We start from the raw sequence: 16,334 nt of genomic DNA, 5'->3' as shown, positions 1-16,334 counted from the left end.
ACAAGAATCGTTTATCTACCTGCGTATAGTCCCGACCTCAATCCTATTGAAAAAGCATGGTCTGTCTTAAAAAGTAAAGTCAGGCACATCATTGCTCAGAACAATAAAACCATTCAGGAAGCTCTGGATATCGTATTTAAGATGATGTAGCTTATGTTTCATATTTGGCTATACAAACTAAATTAACCTCTTGTTCGTTTCAGGGAGTTTAGGAAGCAAAAAACAGAGAGTTAGAGAATCACTGATAGTGGTCGTGATTAGTTGTATAACTAGTATTTTTAGATTTCAATTAAAGCACATTACCAAAAAATAAACCCGCACTAAGCGGGTTTATTTATAAGTTATAAGCGATTACATATTCGGATAGTTTGGACCACCCGCACCCTCAGGCACTACCCAGGTGATATTCTGAGAAGGATCTTTAATGTCACAGGTCTTACAGTGCACGCAGTTTGCTGCATTAATTTGGAAACGCTTCGAACCATCATCATTTTCCATGATTTCATACACACCCGCAGGGCAGTAGCGCTGCGCAGGCTCATCCCATTTTGGTAAGTTTACATTTACTGGAATCGATGGATCATTCAGTTTCAAATGCGCTGGCTGGTTCTCTTCATGCACTGTATTGGATACAAACACTGAAGATAAACGGTCAAAAGTCAATTTGCCATCTGGCTTTGGATAATTTGGTTTAAACGTTTCAGCATCTTGCGTTTTTAAAGCTTCATGGTCACGAACCAAGTCATGCAGTGTAAATGGCACTTTAAAGACATTTTGATCGATAAAATTAAATGCACCACCCATCCATTGACCAAATTTATGCATCGCAGGGCCAAAGTTACGAGAGTTATATAACTCTTCTTTGAGCCAGCTGTTATTAAATTTGTCTGTATAAGCCGTGAGCTCTTTCACAAAGAAATCTTCGCCTTCAGTTACACGAGCAACAGCGATATCACCACCTTTCTCAGCACCTGCAGCAATGGCTTCAAATACCGCCTCACCCGCGAGCATTCCTGATTTCATTGCAGTATGAGAGCCTTTGATTTTTGCAAAGTTTAAGAAACCAGCATCATCACCAATTAAACAACCGCCCGGAAAGGTCAGTTTAGGTAAAGAGTTAAAGCCACCTTTTACCACTGCACGTGCACCATAAGAAAGACGCTTACCGCCTTCAAGGAATTGCTTGATCAGTGGATGTGTTTTCCAACGCTGCATTTCCATGAAGGGATACATGTGTGGATTTTGGTAAGAAAGATCGACGATCATTCCCAAAGTCACTTGGTTATTCTCAGCATGGTATAACCACCAACCGCCAGAAGAACCTGTTTCACTCAAAGGCCAACCTGCACCATGCATCACAGTACCGGCTTTATGTTTAGCAGGATCAATTTCCCAAAGTTCTTTAATCCCAATACCGTAATGCTGTGGATCCGCATCTTGGTCCAAGTTGAATTGAGAAATAAGGCGTTTACCTAAATGACCACGGCAGCCTTCAGCAAAGATCGTGTATTTTGCATGGAGTTCATAACCAGGGGTAAAGTTGTGCGTCGGTTCGCCATCTTTACCAATACCCATATCACCCGTTTGAATACCTTTCACCGTACCATCTGCATGGTAAAGAATTTCAGAGGCTGCAAAACCTGGGAAAATTGAAACTTCTAATTCTTCAGCTTTAGTCCCTAACCAACGAACCACGTTACCTAAAGAGATGACATAGTTACCCTCATTGTGCATGGTTTTAGGCACCATCCAATGCGGCGCTTCTTGAGATTTGGTATCAGACAGTAAGAAGAAGGTTTTGTCTTCAGTCACAGGTACATTTAGAGGTGCACCTTGTTCTTTCCAATCAGGGAAAAGTTCATTGATTGCACGCGGTTCGAGTACAGCACCCGACAGGATATGCGCACCCACTTCAGAGCCTTTTTCGACGACACACACGGACAAATCGTTTAGGTTATTTTCAATTGCAAGTTGACGAATTTTGATCGCAGCAGATAAACCCGCAGGGCCTGCACCTACAATTACGACGTCAAACTCCATCGATTCACGTTCGATGTGTTCCATAAAGGACTCCTCATACTGTTAGGGGTGGCAACCGCATTATCTGTTAACAAAAGTAACAAAATCGGTGCTGCCATGAGTGTTCTTAATTGCTAGATACGAATGAATAATCGAATCTTTAATATATTTTGCGCTAGTATAGTTTTAATCCTTGATCAAGCCAATTGGCTGAGTCGTTATATTTTTCGTCAGCAGGGCATAAACCATGGTAAAACAAAATGATTCTACAAAAGCAGTAACAGATACTCTTGTACCTGATGATAAAAATTTAAGCAATCTTTCACAATATTTAAAAAATGCACAGTCCAGTCACAAAAAGTCAATACCTCCATTGGATCAATGGCATCCAAAACATTGTGGTGTAATGGATTTAGAGGTTAAAGCCAACGGAGAATGGTGGCACGAAGGTCAACTGATTAAAAGACAAAGTCTAGTGGATTTATTTTCAACGGTGCTCTGGAAAGAAAATGATAAATTCTATCTAAAAACGCCCGTTGAGCAGATTGAAATTCAGGTTGAAGATGAACCTTTGTTTGTCAACCAAGTCGATCAAATTGAAATCGATGGTCTTCAATATTTGCAACTCAAAACAACCACACAAGATATTGTGATTGTCGATCAAGCGCATCCGATTTTTATGCGTGAATTTGCAGGTGAATTACGTCCTTATGTGCATGTGCGTTTTGGTATTAATGCATTAATTCAGCGGGCGAGTTTCTTTCATTTGATTGAAATGGGAGAGTTGATTGAAAATCAGCAGGGTGAATCGGTTTTATTGCTTAAAAGTGGTAATTTCAATTTGCAATTGGGCACTTGAGGTTTAAGCTTTGTTCTATCCAGTATATCTAATCAAAAAGTAGTCGCTAGCATGTCTGCAATATTCGCCCTTACTCAGATGAATGAACCAATGCCTCACGCAGACCCAAATGCGCCAATTGGTATTTTTGATTCTGGGATAGGTGGGTTATCAGTGGCTCTTGAGATCGCACGTTATTTGCCAAATGAGCGTCTTTTATACTATGCAGATACAGCAAACGTTCCCTATGGCCCACGAGATGATGAGAATATTCGTGAACTGACTGCAAATGCAGTTGAGTGGTTATATCGTCAGGGGTGTAAAGTTGCTGTGGTTGCGTGTAATACCGCCTCAGCATTTAGTTTGGATCATTTACGTGATCATTATGGGGATAAATTTCCGATTATTGGATTAGTTCCTGCGTTGAAACCTGCTGTATTACAGACCAAGTCAAAGTCTGTTGCTGTCTTGGCGACACCCGCAACTTTTCGTGGCAAGCTGATCAAAGACGTAATGAAAAACTTTGCTGAACCTTTAGGCGTGAATGTTTGTACGGTAACATGCTTAGATTTAGTCCCTTTAGTAGAGGCTGGACAGCAAAATTCACCCAAAAGCCATAAAATTCTTCAAGAACTATTAGATCCGATTGTGAATCATCGTGTGGATTTTTTAGTATTAGGCTGTACACATTATCCATTTCTAAAAGATGCGATTCAGCATGTCTATGGAAATAAATTAAGCTTGGTTGACTCTGGATTCGCGGTTGCAAGGCAGACAGCTCGAATATTGATAAAAAATGATTTAGTTGCTAATCAATTTGAAATCGATCAACCACGATTGGCTTGTTTTGTAAGTGGACAGAATGCAAAAGAATTAAAACCAATAATCAAATGCTTAATTGATTCAGAAATCTCATGGACAGTTGAAAATGTAGTTGAAAAATTCAACTAATTCGTTCAGCATACAAGGTGGAAAATAGAATAAAGAACAATTGGGTAGTGTAGCCTTTGAAAAGTCATGAAATGTTAGATATAAAGTTATACAAAGGAACGGGTTAAGCTATGCTCGACAAGCGTTACCAAGTTTTTATTATAACCTCTGGTAAAGAGATGCAGCCCGAGAGAATGGTCGTGTCTCAAACCCTGATCGGTATGGGGTATTTCTCTTGGGGATTAGAACAGAGGACGCCTTTGAGTACCGCTTTTGCACGACGTCAAATTGATGATTGTGACTATGTTCTATTGCTTTTGGGTAGCCAATACGGCGAGCAATCAGTTTCGGGTGTGAGTTATATGCATCTTGAATATATCTACGCAGTGACGAAACAAAAACCGATTATTGTTCTAATGCATGATAATCCAGATGCACGAGATCCTGAATTACAAGAAACACGTCAGGATTTGAAAGATCGTTTTAATGATTTTAGAAATCAGATTCAAAAAGAAATAGAACAAGTCATTCCTTATAAATCACTTCGTGAATTAGAGTTGGCCATTCGTTCACAGATGCCACAAATGCTTGAACGTTATCCTGTATTGGGGTGGGTACGTCCTCAAAGTATTCAATCTTTGCAAGATGAAATTGACCGTTTAAAATCTGAATTATCTCAAGCGAAAATGGGTAAAATTAATGGAGAGGTTGATCCATTTTTATCTTTGCCGCGCGTCAATATGAAGGATAGCTTTAGTTTTGATTACCGGATGCATGCTTATCAGGATGGTAATTTCAAAGATCTAAATGTTATTCGTGAAATGACTTGGGGTGAACTCTTCAAGGTTCTCTCTTCTTATTTTATTGAAGCAATGCCAGAAGAAAATTTCTCTAAGGTCATGAATCAGTATTTAAATGAGAGCGGATTAGCGGATGCACAAAAGCAGATGCCACGTACTCATGCCATATCTCGTGCTCAAATTAATGTGCGTTCCTTGCATATTATTAAACAGCAAATGCGTCAAAACGAATGGATCGTCCCTGTTGGACGTGACGACCGCCAAAGACTATTATGGAAAGTCACGGATAAATCGGCAATGATTTTAAAAAACAATGCTTTGATGGAAAGGCATTCCCGAATAATATAATTGGTTTTTTCATCCAACAGTTTTAAAAATTGTCTGCTAAAGTAACGCCATGAATTTTTGATTGCTGGTATGGAAAATGACTCACTCTAAACCTAAAGTTACTGTGATTGTCGCCAACTTGGGAACGCCGGATGCGCCAACAGTCCCAGCAGTTCGTCAGTTTTTAAAAGAGTTCTTATCGGATCAGCGTGTTATTGAAATTCCATCATTTTTATGGAAAGTGATTTTACATGCTTTCATTCTGCCATTTCGTCCCAAGCGAGTGTCGGAAGCCTACGCATCAGTTTGGTCGTCTGATTCTCCTATGCGGGAAATCTTATTCGAGCAGGTCGAATTAATAAAAAACCAGTTGTTGAAAAATAATCAAGATATTGAACTCGATATCATCCCAGCAATGACTTATGGCAATCCAAGTATCCACCAGGCTTTAAAAAAGATGAGTTTAGACCCTCAAGATCATCTGATTTTATTTCCATTGTTTCCTCAGTATTCGGCAACGTCTTCAGCGCCCTTATATGATGCTGTTTCAAAATGGGTGCTTAAACAAAGGAATTTACCTGGTCTAAGTATTATTCGAGATTATTATCAGCACCCTTTATTTATCGAAGCTCTTGCAAATAGCGTATTGGATTACCAAAAACTGCATGGTCAACCTGAAAAGCTGTTAATGTCATTTCATGGGGTTCCACAACCTTATGCAGATAAAGGTGACCCATATGCGGATCGTTGTCGTGTAACGGCTCAAAAAGTTGCAGAAAAATTAGGATTGAATCAGCAGCAGTGGGCAATTAGTTTTCAATCTCGATTTGGCAAACAGGAGTGGGTCAAACCATATACCGATCAGATTTTGAAAGACTGGGCAAAACAAGGTGTTCAATCTGTTCAGGTACTGAGCCCTGCTTTTTCAGCGGATTGTTTGGAAACACTTGAAGAATTGGCTGTTGAAAATCGAGATTTATTTTTAAGTCAAGGTGGGGAGTCATACGCATATATACCTGCTTTGAATGCAAATCTCGATCATATTGAAATGCTCAACTCGTTTATTCAAGCGCAGTTAGACGCGCTCAAAATCACTTTAGCGCACTAAATTAATTTTTAATTCGAATTTTTGATATTAGGTAAAACTATGCTTCAAGTTAAAATTGTTCCCGTAACCACTTTTGCTCAAAACTGTTCCATTGTCTGGGACTCGCAAAGCAAAGAGGCTGTACTGATTGATGCCGGTGGTGAACCTGAAAAACTTCAAAAAGAAGTGGAAGAACTTGGATTATCGGTTAAAGCACTTTGGTTAACCCATGGGCATTTGGACCATGCTGGGGCTGTTGGAGCATTGACTAAGTTATGGAATGTCCCTGTGATTGGTCCGCATAAAGAAGATGCTTTTTGGTTGGATATGATTCAGGAGGTTTCAGCACGCTACGGTTTTCCAATCCCAGAGCCTGTTAAGGTGAATCAATGGCTAGAGGGTGGGGAAGTACTAGAGCTTGGTGATGAAAAGTTTGAAGTACGTTTCGCTCCAGGCCACACACCAGGTCATGTGATTTTTTATAATCAAAACTATGGCTTGTTATGGACTGGAGATGTGTTATTCAAAGGTTCGATAGGGCGTACTGATTTCCCAAAAGGTAATCATCAGCAATTGATTGATTCGATTCATCGGGAATGTTTTAGCTTGCCTGATGAAACTCAATTTATTTCGGGACATGGTCCAATCAGTACGATTGGACATGAAAAACAATACAATCCATTTGTCGCTGGGAAAGCTGGATAACTTATAAAATTATAAATGACTGATATTTAATACAATGTAATATCAGTTTCAATTTCTAAATGTTCCAAGCGGAGCAAAATTCCAGCCACTACAAATAAACCGGCAACAATCAATAAACTTAAATCCAAATGAAAAATTGCAGATATAAGGAAAAATGCCCCTAAAATGAAAAAAGCAAAAGTTAAACATAAAAGAAAAATATATAAAAACATGACACACCTTTCTGTTGTTATTTTGTGATGCGTGTCACTATAACATAAGTAAAATGTAAATTAATACAATTTATTTTGCTTAATGTGTTTGATTTATTGGTGGTTTTTTGTGCTTTTAGGGGGATTTCATTAATTTAAAACTTAGTCAATATAGTTATTCTGATCTGCCTGAGGAGAATCTTCGGTCGGAAGCTTATAATCATCATTTGCCCACGCACCTAGATCAATTAGTTTACAGCGATCAGAACAAAATGGACGAAATGGATTGTCGGTCCAAAAGCTAGGTTGACCACAACGAGGGCAAGGGAAGGTTTGAGTCATGATGGGCTCCAATAGAAGTGTTAGGGACCTGAACAATTAGTCAAATTCATTCAGAATTGCTAGACTTATGCCGATTTCCTTAGTTTGATCTGATTATGCCGATTCGTCAATTTCAAGCACAGCGTATGCATGCGCCACGCGATTTTAAAGTGATTCCAAATGAACCGATTTGTATTGAAATTGGAGCAGGAAAAGGCAAACATGCATTGTTATTTAGTGCTCAAAATCCACAGCACAATCTGATTGCAATTGAACGGACGCGAGAGAAGTTCTTGGCGATGCAAAAACAACATGAAATTGAGGGTCAGATCAATCTGAATCCAATCCATGCGGATGCCTTGCCGTGGGTGGTGCATGCGTTGCATCCGAAACAAGTTCAACATTTTTTTATTTTGTATCCAAATCCAGAACCGCATAATCCAGCACAACGTTGGTTGAATATGCCTTTTTTTGAATTTTTAATCTCAAGATTAGACAGTCATGGCACCGTCACTTTAGCGAGTAATATTCCTGAGTATATTGCTGAAGCAGAGCAGCAGCTGATCAATGTTTGGAAACTGCCTTTCGTGAAAGAAATCATTCCAACCACTTCGGCGCGCACTCATTTTGAAGTGAAGTACTTAGAACGTGGCGAATTATGTCAGCAACTCATTATTTCAAAACCTGAAGACTACAAGACACGTTTTGATGATTTTCAGCCTTTGCAAGGTCAAAATTTTAAACTAGATCCAGCTTCAACATGACTAAACCCCGTATAGCAATTGTCGGTGCAGGCCCTGCAGGTTTGATGGCAGCTGAGCGACTCAGTCAGTATGAATACGATATTCATGTGTTTGAACAAAAGCCATCTGCTGCTCGTAAGTTTTTAATGGCAGGTAAGACAGGTTTAAATATTTCTCATGCTGAACCTGTCGATCAGTTTATTCAGCGCTATGATCATTCAGATTGGTTAGCGCCTTGGGTGAAAAAATGGGATGCTGAATGGATTCAACAATGGATGCACGATTTAGGTATTGAGTCTTATGTGGGAACTTCAGGTCGTATTTTTCCGATTGAGATGAAGGCAGCACCATTATTACGGGCATGGCTGAAACGACTCTTGGAGCAACAGGTTCAATTTCATTATCGTCATCAGATTCTTCAGCTTGAACAAAATAAGTTGATGATTTTTGACCACAAGAATGATCAAAAAAAATCTGAACATTTTGATGCGATTGTGTTGGCATGTGGCGCTGTTTCATGGTCTAGGTTAGGTAGTGATGGTGCATGGCAACAATGGTTAAAAGATGATGAAGTTGAGCCTTTTCTAGCCAGCAATGCTGGTGTAGAACGTTGTTGGTCTTCTTATATGCAACCTTTATTTGGTCAGCCTTTAAAGCGTGTTGAAGCTTGGGTAGGCGACGCTCCTAAGTCAGCAGGCGATATTGTCATTAGTCATTATGGTTTAGAAAGTGGTTTGATCTATAAGCATAGTCGCGCTCTACGAGAACAATTGAAAGTTAAACCTGCTGAGAAAAATCAGAACATGCATATCATTCTAGACTTATTACCTGATCTGAGTGTTGAGCAATTGGCTGATAAACTTAAACCGAGTAAAAAACAAAGTTCAAGCAATGTTTGGCGTAAAGCGGGACTAGATCAAACCAAAGCTGCTTTGGTCAGAGAGCTGGTTCCAAAGACGATATGGAATGATCCCTTAAGATTGGCAGCTCAGATTAAACGTTTAATCGTCCCACTCGATGGTTTTAGACCGATTGAGGAAGCAATCAGTTGTGCGGGTGGGATTAAGCAATCAGTGTTAACACCGCAACTCCAACTCAAATCTAATCCACATATTTTCTGCTGTGGGGAAATGTTGGATTGGGATGCACCAACAGGTGGTTATTTGCTCACGGCATGCTTTGCCACAGGACGTGCAGCAGCAGAGGGTGTACATCAATTTTTAATGCAAAAATAATTGCTGATGTGTATTAAAAGTGAACATCTTGTTGTGTTAGTCTTAGTTTGAATTCGTCATGCTAGAACAATAAAATGGCTCAACAAAAATACTCAGGACGTTGTTTATGTGGTGCAATTCGTTATGAAATTCATGGCGAAATTGGAGAAATTTTACATTGTCATTGCCAACGATGTCGTAAGTCGAATGGGACTGCTTTTGCCACCAATGCAGCCGTGAGAATTAAGGATTTTAAATTCACTCAAGGTGAACATTTATTAAAAACATTCCAATCTACAGATACAACAAAACGATGCTTTTGTCAGGAGTGTGGTTCTCCAATCATTGGAATTAAGGCATCAGCCCCCGAGTTTTATCGTTTAAGGCTAGGCACTTTAGATTCTATCATTTCACAGAAACCAACTCGGCATATCTTTGTTGCGGATAAAGCGAGTTGGGATACGATTTGCGATGGTCTACCTCAGCATGATCAATGGCCACCTTAAAACCGCTTTAAAAACCACTATTAAGTTCTAAAGGGTGACTATCAAATTTTTGTTGTACCGGATTGAAAAATATCCATCTAGTGAATAAAAAGATGGAAAATTGAAAAATTATTTCGCTGTTAAAGCTGTTCCATCAAAGTGAATGCCATCCCAGCCATGAATCATAAATTGGCGAATATTTTGATGGTCTGTTGCTTCTGGTGTATTGAGTACAGAAGCATAGTGCTCTGCGAATAAAGATAAAGTTTGCTCTTTGTCAAAGTCATTGAGTTTTGCAAAAGAAAATACTTTAGCACTGCCTTGGTTTTCAGTTGCGGCATTGGCTTGTTGACCATTTTTAAAGGCCGTTGGGGTGTACGTATATGTGGCTTCAATGAAAGCTAAAACGTCTGAAAATTTAGCTTCGCCTTGAGCGAGCTGTGCTAATAATGTGTGAGCCATAGTGGTTTCCTGGATTGTTAGATTTGGTATCTGAGCAAATGGTTTGATTTATAATTCAGATATATTAACGAATTATTTTATTGAGCTGTAGATTATTAATTCTTCAGTATTGAGCTTAAAACGATGTTCTTATTTTAAAAATCCATCATCAAAGTACGAAAGAAATGAACAAGGAAAAGGAATGAACTGGTTACTGGTAGCATGTGGTGGCGCAATTGGTGCGAGTTTACGTTATGGCGCTAGCTTATGGATTATGCCATCTCAAGCAGGATTTCCATGGGCGACTTGGCTCATTAACCTAGTGGGTTGCGTACTTGCAGGAATTTTTTTTGCGATCAGTATGAAGTTTCCAGTTCTACAACATGAAACACGTCTATTTTTAATGGTGGGAATACTGGGTGGATTTACCACTTTTTCTAGTTTTGGTTTGGAGACATTTCAATTATTACGTCAAGATCAAATGATGCTTGCAGGTGTTTATGCAATATCAAGTTTGATCATCGGTGTTTGTGTTCTTGGAATGGGGTATTACTTAACGAATTTGATGTTTTCTGCACAATAAAAAGAAGTCTAAGCATCTGGAGTGGACTTAGACTTCAATAAGGAGCTAAAAATAAATCACTTTTAATATTGTTAAAATTAACGTTTAAAACGCCCAAAACGTTTATTGAAGCTCGCAATACGACCGTCATTACTGGTTTGACGCATTTCACCTGTATAGAAAGGGTGTGAAGCGCTTGAAATATCAAGAGTCATATACGGATAAGTTTTACCTTGATACTCTTTGGTCTGTTGAGGCTGGAGTGTACTTCCAATCACAAAGTACACATCTGCATTGGTGTCATGAAAAAGTATATCTTGATATTGGGGGTGAATATCGGTACGCATAAAGGAACTCTCCAGTTGAATCGCATGATTGAAAATATGGTTATGTTATAATATAACAATTAATATTAATCAAGTGGAGGTTTTGTAACCAGAACATTCGAATGTTCATTTTTTCAAGATTCAAGATTCAAGATTCAAGATTCATTGAGTGAGGGTACAAGTTCCTCAAACAGGTCATTCAAGTTATCGTTCACTTTTAAATGAATCAAATTCCAATACTGCCCTGAAATAGTACGATTTACCATCAATGTGTCTGGGGATGGCTTGAAGGTGTCCCAATATTTAAGTGATTTTTTGACCAGTTTCACACCATCATGATGTGCTGAGTTTTCGGCAAAATCATATTGCGTCGTCAAGGGGCGAAGAAGTACTTCTAGCCATTCATGATAAAGCTCTACTGGAAAAACACCTTTTTCAGACAGCGCCTCTAATGCAGTTAAATGTTCTTCAATTGGTGCAATGTCGTGCTTTCGTCCAGCTCGAACCAAAGCTTTAAATCGTTCTACGATGTCAATCGAAAGAGTTTTCACACCGCCAAAATCATAAATGATCACGCTACCATCTTCACGGAATGCAAAGTTGCCTGGATGTGGATCGCAGTGAAAACGTTTTAAATAAAACATCTGTTGTCCTAAAGCACGGACTAAACGACGTCCCATTGTATTACGTGTTTGTTGATCCCATGTACTTGCGGTTTCAATATTTTCACCTTTCTCCAAACTCAAGGTTAGGATTCTACGGCTTGAATAGTCTGTAAATACATTTGGGATAATAATTTTTGGATCAAGTTTTTCATGAAAGGTTTTAAACACGTGTAAATTTTGTGCTTCGATCTCGTAATTGAGTTCTTCATGCAAGCTGTCTTGAATTTCTTGGAAAATACGATCTTGGAGCTTACGATCTACTTTCAATACACCCATCAAACGCAGGGCTAAGCGGACTTGTTTCAGGTCGCTTTCACAGGCTTCATCGACTCCTGGATATTGGACTTTAACCACCACTTCTTTTCCATTCGGAAGCGTTGCTTTATGCACTTGTCCAATAGAGGCTGCTGCAAATGGTTGTTCATCAAAGTGCTTAAAAATTTGATCAAGCGGTTTACCGAGTTCTTTTTCGACTTGTTGTTTAATTTGAGCAAAGGGCATCGCAGGCGCTTGGCGCTGTAATTTTGCAATTGCCTTGGCAACTTCAGGTGGAAAAATATCTTTATATTGGGATGCAATTTGTCCCACTTTCATCACTGCACCTTTCATTTCCCCTAAAGTGTCAGCGATTTGAATACCAATATCTTGAAAAAGCTTACTCCGTGCTTCATTTTTTTGATCTTCATCGGCATTAAAATTGCGAATCTTATTAGATACGGTTTTGCTTGCAATACTCGCCGTCATACCTGCGAGTTTCATAAAGCGACGACCGGGGGTGCTCGCATTGTTTGCCATCAGTAAAAATCCTCAGAGAAGGGTGGATTTGCATATTTGATCATAGGTGACAAATCGCATTATGCCTATTTGAAATTGTTAATGAGTTGTAAGTAAGTGAAAAATAACTGCAAAAAAATAAATCATTTTTTATGCAAAAGTAATCAGATTCAACCTAATAAAGAATCCAATTAATCGTATAAATCGAAGAACATTTTAATGATACGTTGATTATAACTTATACAGTATTTGAGCTTCATTCATGGGTAATTTAAATCAATCACATGCGCATTTTCCACATGGGTATAGCATACCAGCTTCCGTTTTTGAACAAGAGAAGCATGCACATATTATTCAATCTGATGCAGAGGCAATTCAGATTGCACAGCAATTGGCAGTAAATTTTGCTCAAGAAGCATCCCAGCGAGATCAAGAGCGCCGTTTACCGTTGACCGAAATTCAACAATATTCACAAAGTGGTCTTTGGGCGATCACTGTGCCGAAAAATTATGGCGGGGCTCAGGTCAAATACCGAACTTTGGCAGAGGTGGTGAAAACGATTTCGAGTGTAGACCCCTCTTTGGGACAAATTGCGCAAAATCACTGGGTTTTTGTGGAGCATATCCGCTTAGATGCCAGTGTTGCACAAAAAGGATTTTTCTTTGACTTACTATTGAAAGGGATTCGTCTTGGTAATGCCTTCTCCGAAAAAGGCAGTAAGACAGTCGCTGATTTAAAAACCACCATTCATAAAACGGAGCACGGTTATGAACTCAATGGACAAAAATTCTTTGCAACAGGTGCTTTACTCGCACATTGGATACCTACAGTTGCAGTGGATGATGCTGGCCTAGCTTATGCAGCTCTAATTCCTCGAGAAACAGTAGGTTTAACCATTATCAATGATTGGTCGGGTTTTGGGCAGCGAACTACCGCCAGCGGTTCAGTTGAACTCAATCAAGTGGTAGTCCGTGAAGAATATGTCGTACCCATTTATAAGGCCTTTGAAAGACCAACCCCAGCAGGGGCGATTTCACAATTTATTCAAGCCGCTGTTGATGCAGGCATTGCCCGTGGTGCGATTCAAGAAACGATCGACTATGTGAAACAACATGCTCGACCGTGGATAGATTCTGGACTAGAAAAAGCCAGTGATGATCCTTATACGATTGCCAACATTGGTGAATTAAAAATTAAATTACGTGCTGCAGAGGCTGTACTTGATTTGGCAGGGGATGCGATAGACGAAGCCATTACGCAATGCAATGAAGATATTGTGGCACAGGCAACCTTGCTGGTGGCAGAAGCTAAAGTGTTATCGACTGAAATTGCGATACTCGCATCCAATAAATTGTTTGAATTGTCTGGTGCGCGCTCGACCTTACAACATCTTAATTTAGATCGTCATTGGCGAAATGCACGTACCCATACCTTACATGATCCAGTACGCTGGAAATATAACATTGTGGGGAATTATTACTTGAATGGCGTGCTTCCACCACGTCATCCTTGGAGCTGAGATTCATTTTTTACGGTGATTAGAATCTTCAAAATACAAACGAAAAAAGTGCGAAGAACGCATTACAAATCGTTTCAGATATAAATGAGATAGAACCATGCCAAATACTCAAATTGATTATTCAGAATTATCAATTTCAGCACACTATGAATCGGTTGCTGAAAAATACCGTCCAATGTTTAGAAAGATCGCTGAAGGTACAGTACAGCGTGAAACAGAGATTATTTTACCTTTTGAACCGATTGAATGGTTAAAACAAGCAGGTTTTGGTGCTGTACGTGTGCCCGTAAAATACGGTGGTGCTGGTTTATCACTATCTCAATTATTCCAATTACTCACAGAATTAGCCAAAGCCGACTCAAATATTGTTCAGGCTTTACGTGGTCATTTTGCTTTTGTTGAAGATCGTCTGATTGCTCACCGAGATCAAAATCAACAACTTTGGTTCAATCGCTTTGTGCAAGGTGATTTGGTGGGAAATGCTTGGACAGAAGTTGGTTCAGTGAAGATCGGCGATGTCCTGACCCGTGTAACACGTAATGCTCAAGGTCAGCTTGAAGTGAACGGTTCTAAGTACTATTCAACGGGGAGTATTTTTGCAGATTGGATTGACTTATACGCCTATGACGATGTGAATCAGCGCCCTGTGATTGCTGCGGTGAATCGTCATGAACAAGGGGTCAGTGTGTTAGATGACTGGGATGGTTTTGGACAAAAAACCACAGGCAGTGGAACGCTTACATTAAATCAAGTGCCTGTAGATGAAGCTCATCTGATTGCATTTGAGGATCGTTTTAAATATCAAACCGCATATTATCAACAGTTTCATTTGGCGACTTTAACGGGGATTGCACAGTCGGCTGTTGAGTCATTTAGCCATGAAGTGCGTGAACGCAAGCGTATTTTTAGTCATGGTAATGCTGATTTGGCACGTCACGATTCACAAGTATTACAAGTGATTGGTCAGGCATCGGCACAAGCCTATGCCAGTGAAGCCATTACGCAAAAGGTTGCAGTTAGCTTACAACACGCTTATTTAAGTCACTTCGAATCTACAGATGTTTTAGAGCATCAAGCCAATGTTGCAGCTGAGTTAGAGTCTGCGCAAGGTCAGGTAGTGGTGTCTAAACTGGTTTTGGATTTGACCAGTCATTTGTTTAATGCGTTGAGTGCTTCGGCAAGTAGTCGTACAAAACAGCTTGATCGCTTCTGGCGTAATGCACGGACCGTTTCTTCACATAATCCAATTATTTACAAAGAAAAAGCCATTGGTGACTGGGAAGTGAACGGTGCTGACTTACCCTTTGTTTGGCAGATCGGAGCCAGTCCTGTTGCAGATACTCAGACGCAGAATCATACAAAATTTGCATAAAAGCTAAAATTGTCTGAAAACTGAAATCGTGTCAAAACCAGGTCTGCTTAGAAACCATCATTAAAAAACCGACTGATGACAGTCGGTTTTTTATGGACCTTTTCATCATTTATTAGATCTCTTTCAAAAATTAAAAGGGACAATGTTGAATGACCTGCTATAAACAAGGATTTAAAATTAAATCCTTGTTACCTGATCTCTATCCTCAGCACTTAAGGCTAGGGTTATTGGGGCGAGCAGTTATTAAATGATCGCTTTAATGCTCATGATTAAGCAATTTCTCCTAGGTAAGCACGTTGAATTTCACCTGATTCATAGAGTGCTTGAGTATTTCCAGAGATACGGATTGTCCCATTTTCAATGACATAGGCAGTATCTGCATAATCTAGAGCCAACTGGATATTTTGTTCCGCAATCAAAAAACTCAGTCCTTCATTTTTTTGTAAATGACGAATGAACTGAAATATTTCATGTGTGATCTTTGGTGCTAGACCCATTGAAGGCTCGTCCAATAAAATTAATTTGGGTTGTGTCATTAAGGCGCGGCCAATCGCTAACATTTGTTGTTCACCTCCCGATGTATATCCTGCAAGGGTATTTTTCTTATCTGCAAGACGAGGGAAGTGGTGATATATTTTCTCAAGTTGTTGTGCCAGTTTTTTTGCAGAAGGGCGATGTAAAAACGCACCTGTTCTAAGATTTTCATCGACAGTTAAATGTGCAAAACAATGTCGACCTTCTAAGACCTGAACTAAACCTTGTTTGACTAAATCGCTCGGGTCGGTATGCACAATGGACTTGCCATCATAACGAATTTCTCCATGAGAAATGGTTCCATTCTCTGAACCAATAAATTGTGAGATCGCTTTAAGTGTTGTACTTTTTCCTGCGCCATTCGCCCCAAGAAGGGCCACAACGGAATGTTGTGGCACAATCAAGTCGACGTGCTTTACTGCAAGAATACTTTGGTTATAAACAACTTCGAGTTTTTCAACTTCCAGTAAAGCCGCCATGA

General features: G+C 39.5%; 19 protein-coding genes. 12 read left to right on the top strand and 7 right to left on the bottom strand.

Translation table 11 applies throughout. From position 1 onward, the window contains the following. The first annotated feature begins 6 nt into the window (after nucleotides 1–6). A complete protein-coding gene (locus AC5YCE_RS06820; protein WP_496126720.1) occupies nucleotides 7–150 on the top strand; it encodes a transposase in 144 nt (47 codons plus the stop codon). A 201-nt stretch (nucleotides 151–351) separates the two neighbouring features. Here the strand turns inward: AC5YCE_RS06820 and AC5YCE_RS06815 are convergent, their stop codons facing one another. Then, the gene (locus tag AC5YCE_RS06815; protein WP_496171485.1) at nucleotides 352–2,064 is read right to left on the bottom strand and encodes an electron transfer flavoprotein-ubiquinone oxidoreductase; all 1,713 of its coding nucleotides are present in this window, start codon (nucleotides 2,062–2,064) and stop codon (nucleotides 352–354) included. 202 nt (nucleotides 2,065–2,266) lie between these two features. On the opposite strand from AC5YCE_RS06815, the gene AC5YCE_RS06810 reads away from it, so the two are divergent. The 5 genes from AC5YCE_RS06810 (at nucleotide 2,267) to AC5YCE_RS06790 (ending at nucleotide 6,706) form a co-directional block, all read left to right on the top strand. Then, entirely contained in the window at nucleotides 2,267–2,878 is a 612-nt protein-coding gene (locus AC5YCE_RS06810) for a DUF1285 domain-containing protein (protein WP_496124700.1), read from the top strand. A 51-nt stretch (nucleotides 2,879–2,929) separates the two neighbouring features. Beyond that, nucleotides 2,930–3,808 (top strand): glutamate racemase, encoded by an 879-nt coding sequence (gene murI, locus AC5YCE_RS06805; RefSeq protein WP_496124701.1) that lies wholly within the window; start codon nucleotides 2,930–2,932, stop codon nucleotides 3,806–3,808. A 110-nt stretch (nucleotides 3,809–3,918) separates the two neighbouring features. Continuing rightward, nucleotides 3,919–4,935 carry a DUF4062 domain-containing protein gene (locus AC5YCE_RS06800; protein WP_496124702.1) on the top strand — a complete coding sequence of 339 codons (1,017 nt, stop codon included), beginning with the start codon at nucleotides 3,919–3,921 and terminating at the stop codon, nucleotides 4,933–4,935. A gap of 76 nt (nucleotides 4,936–5,011) precedes the next feature. Then, nucleotides 5,012–6,022: a ferrochelatase gene (gene hemH / locus AC5YCE_RS06795; protein WP_496171484.1), complete on the top strand. Its 1,011-nt coding sequence runs from the start codon at nucleotides 5,012–5,014 to the stop codon at nucleotides 6,020–6,022. Between the two features lie 39 nt (nucleotides 6,023–6,061). Next, on the top strand, nucleotides 6,062–6,706 hold the full coding sequence (locus tag AC5YCE_RS06790) for an MBL fold metallo-hydrolase (protein ID WP_496171483.1): 645 nt from the start codon (nucleotides 6,062–6,064) through the stop codon (nucleotides 6,704–6,706). Nucleotides 6,707–6,732: 26 nt separating this feature from the next. On the opposite strand, the gene AC5YCE_RS06785 is transcribed toward AC5YCE_RS06790, so the two are convergent. Together AC5YCE_RS06785 and AC5YCE_RS06780 are read right to left on the bottom strand one after the other, a co-directional pair. Then, on the bottom strand, nucleotides 6,733–6,918 hold the full coding sequence (locus AC5YCE_RS06785) for a hypothetical protein (RefSeq protein ID WP_496124705.1): 186 nt from the start codon (nucleotides 6,916–6,918) through the stop codon (nucleotides 6,733–6,735). Between the two features lie 141 nt (nucleotides 6,919–7,059). Further along, the gene (locus AC5YCE_RS06780; protein ID WP_496124706.1) at nucleotides 7,060–7,239 is read right to left on the bottom strand and encodes a DNA gyrase inhibitor YacG; all 180 of its coding nucleotides are present in this window, start codon (nucleotides 7,237–7,239) and stop codon (nucleotides 7,060–7,062) included. An 89-nt stretch (nucleotides 7,240–7,328) separates the two neighbouring features. Between AC5YCE_RS06780 and AC5YCE_RS06775 the strand changes: the two genes are divergently transcribed. The 3 genes from AC5YCE_RS06775 (at nucleotide 7,329) to AC5YCE_RS06765 (ending at nucleotide 9,681) form a co-directional block, all read left to right on the top strand. Next, a complete protein-coding gene (locus AC5YCE_RS06775) occupies nucleotides 7,329–7,982 on the top strand; it encodes a class I SAM-dependent methyltransferase (RefSeq protein ID WP_496171488.1) in 654 nt (217 codons plus the stop codon). Continuing rightward, complete coding sequence (locus AC5YCE_RS06770; protein WP_496171482.1) at nucleotides 7,979–9,196, top strand: TIGR03862 family flavoprotein; 1,218 nt, start codon at nucleotides 7,979–7,981, stop codon at nucleotides 9,194–9,196. Before AC5YCE_RS06775 ends, AC5YCE_RS06770 begins: the two co-directional genes overlap by 4 nt. A 74-nt stretch (nucleotides 9,197–9,270) precedes the next feature. Next, nucleotides 9,271–9,681, top strand: a complete 411-nt coding sequence (locus AC5YCE_RS06765; protein ID WP_496171481.1) for a GFA family protein — start codon at nucleotides 9,271–9,273, stop codon at nucleotides 9,679–9,681. A 108-nt stretch (nucleotides 9,682–9,789) separates the two neighbouring features. Here the strand turns inward: AC5YCE_RS06765 and AC5YCE_RS06760 are convergent, their stop codons facing one another. Beyond that, nucleotides 9,790–10,122 (bottom strand): HopJ type III effector protein, encoded by a 333-nt coding sequence (locus AC5YCE_RS06760; RefSeq protein WP_496171480.1) that lies wholly within the window; start codon nucleotides 10,120–10,122, stop codon nucleotides 9,790–9,792. A 181-nt stretch (nucleotides 10,123–10,303) separates the two neighbouring features. On the opposite strand from AC5YCE_RS06760, the gene crcB reads away from it, so the two are divergent. Next, complete coding sequence (gene crcB, locus AC5YCE_RS06755) at nucleotides 10,304–10,684, top strand: fluoride efflux transporter CrcB (RefSeq protein WP_496124710.1); 381 nt, start codon at nucleotides 10,304–10,306, stop codon at nucleotides 10,682–10,684. Nucleotides 10,685–10,761: 77 nt separating this feature from the next. Here the strand turns inward: crcB and AC5YCE_RS06750 are convergent, their stop codons facing one another. Together AC5YCE_RS06750 and AC5YCE_RS06745 are read right to left on the bottom strand one after the other, a co-directional pair. Beyond that, nucleotides 10,762–11,010 (bottom strand): type B 50S ribosomal protein L31, encoded by a 249-nt coding sequence (locus tag AC5YCE_RS06750; protein ID WP_496124711.1) that lies wholly within the window; start codon nucleotides 11,008–11,010, stop codon nucleotides 10,762–10,764. Between the two features lie 134 nt (nucleotides 11,011–11,144). Beyond that, entirely contained in the window at nucleotides 11,145–12,449 is a 1,305-nt protein-coding gene (locus AC5YCE_RS06745) for an ABC1 kinase family protein (protein WP_496171479.1), read from the bottom strand. Nucleotides 12,450–12,690: 241 nt separating this feature from the next. On the opposite strand from AC5YCE_RS06745, the gene AC5YCE_RS06740 reads away from it, so the two are divergent. After that, complete coding sequence (locus AC5YCE_RS06740) at nucleotides 12,691–13,947, top strand: SfnB family sulfur acquisition oxidoreductase (protein ID WP_496171478.1); 1,257 nt, start codon at nucleotides 12,691–12,693, stop codon at nucleotides 13,945–13,947. 97 nt (nucleotides 13,948–14,044) lie between these two features. Beyond that, the gene (locus AC5YCE_RS06735; RefSeq protein WP_496171477.1) at nucleotides 14,045–15,319 is read left to right on the top strand and encodes an acyl-CoA dehydrogenase family protein; all 1,275 of its coding nucleotides are present in this window, start codon (nucleotides 14,045–14,047) and stop codon (nucleotides 15,317–15,319) included. Between the two features lie 269 nt (nucleotides 15,320–15,588). Here the strand turns inward: AC5YCE_RS06735 and AC5YCE_RS06730 are convergent, their stop codons facing one another. Then, nucleotides 15,589–16,332 (bottom strand): ABC transporter ATP-binding protein, encoded by a 744-nt coding sequence (locus AC5YCE_RS06730; RefSeq protein WP_496171476.1) that lies wholly within the window; start codon nucleotides 16,330–16,332, stop codon nucleotides 15,589–15,591. Nucleotides 16,333–16,334 lie beyond the last annotated feature (2 nt).

This window comes from Acinetobacter sp. CY79 (assembly GCF_059515845.1).
This window is presented reverse-complemented; position numbering and strand designations above follow the sequence as displayed.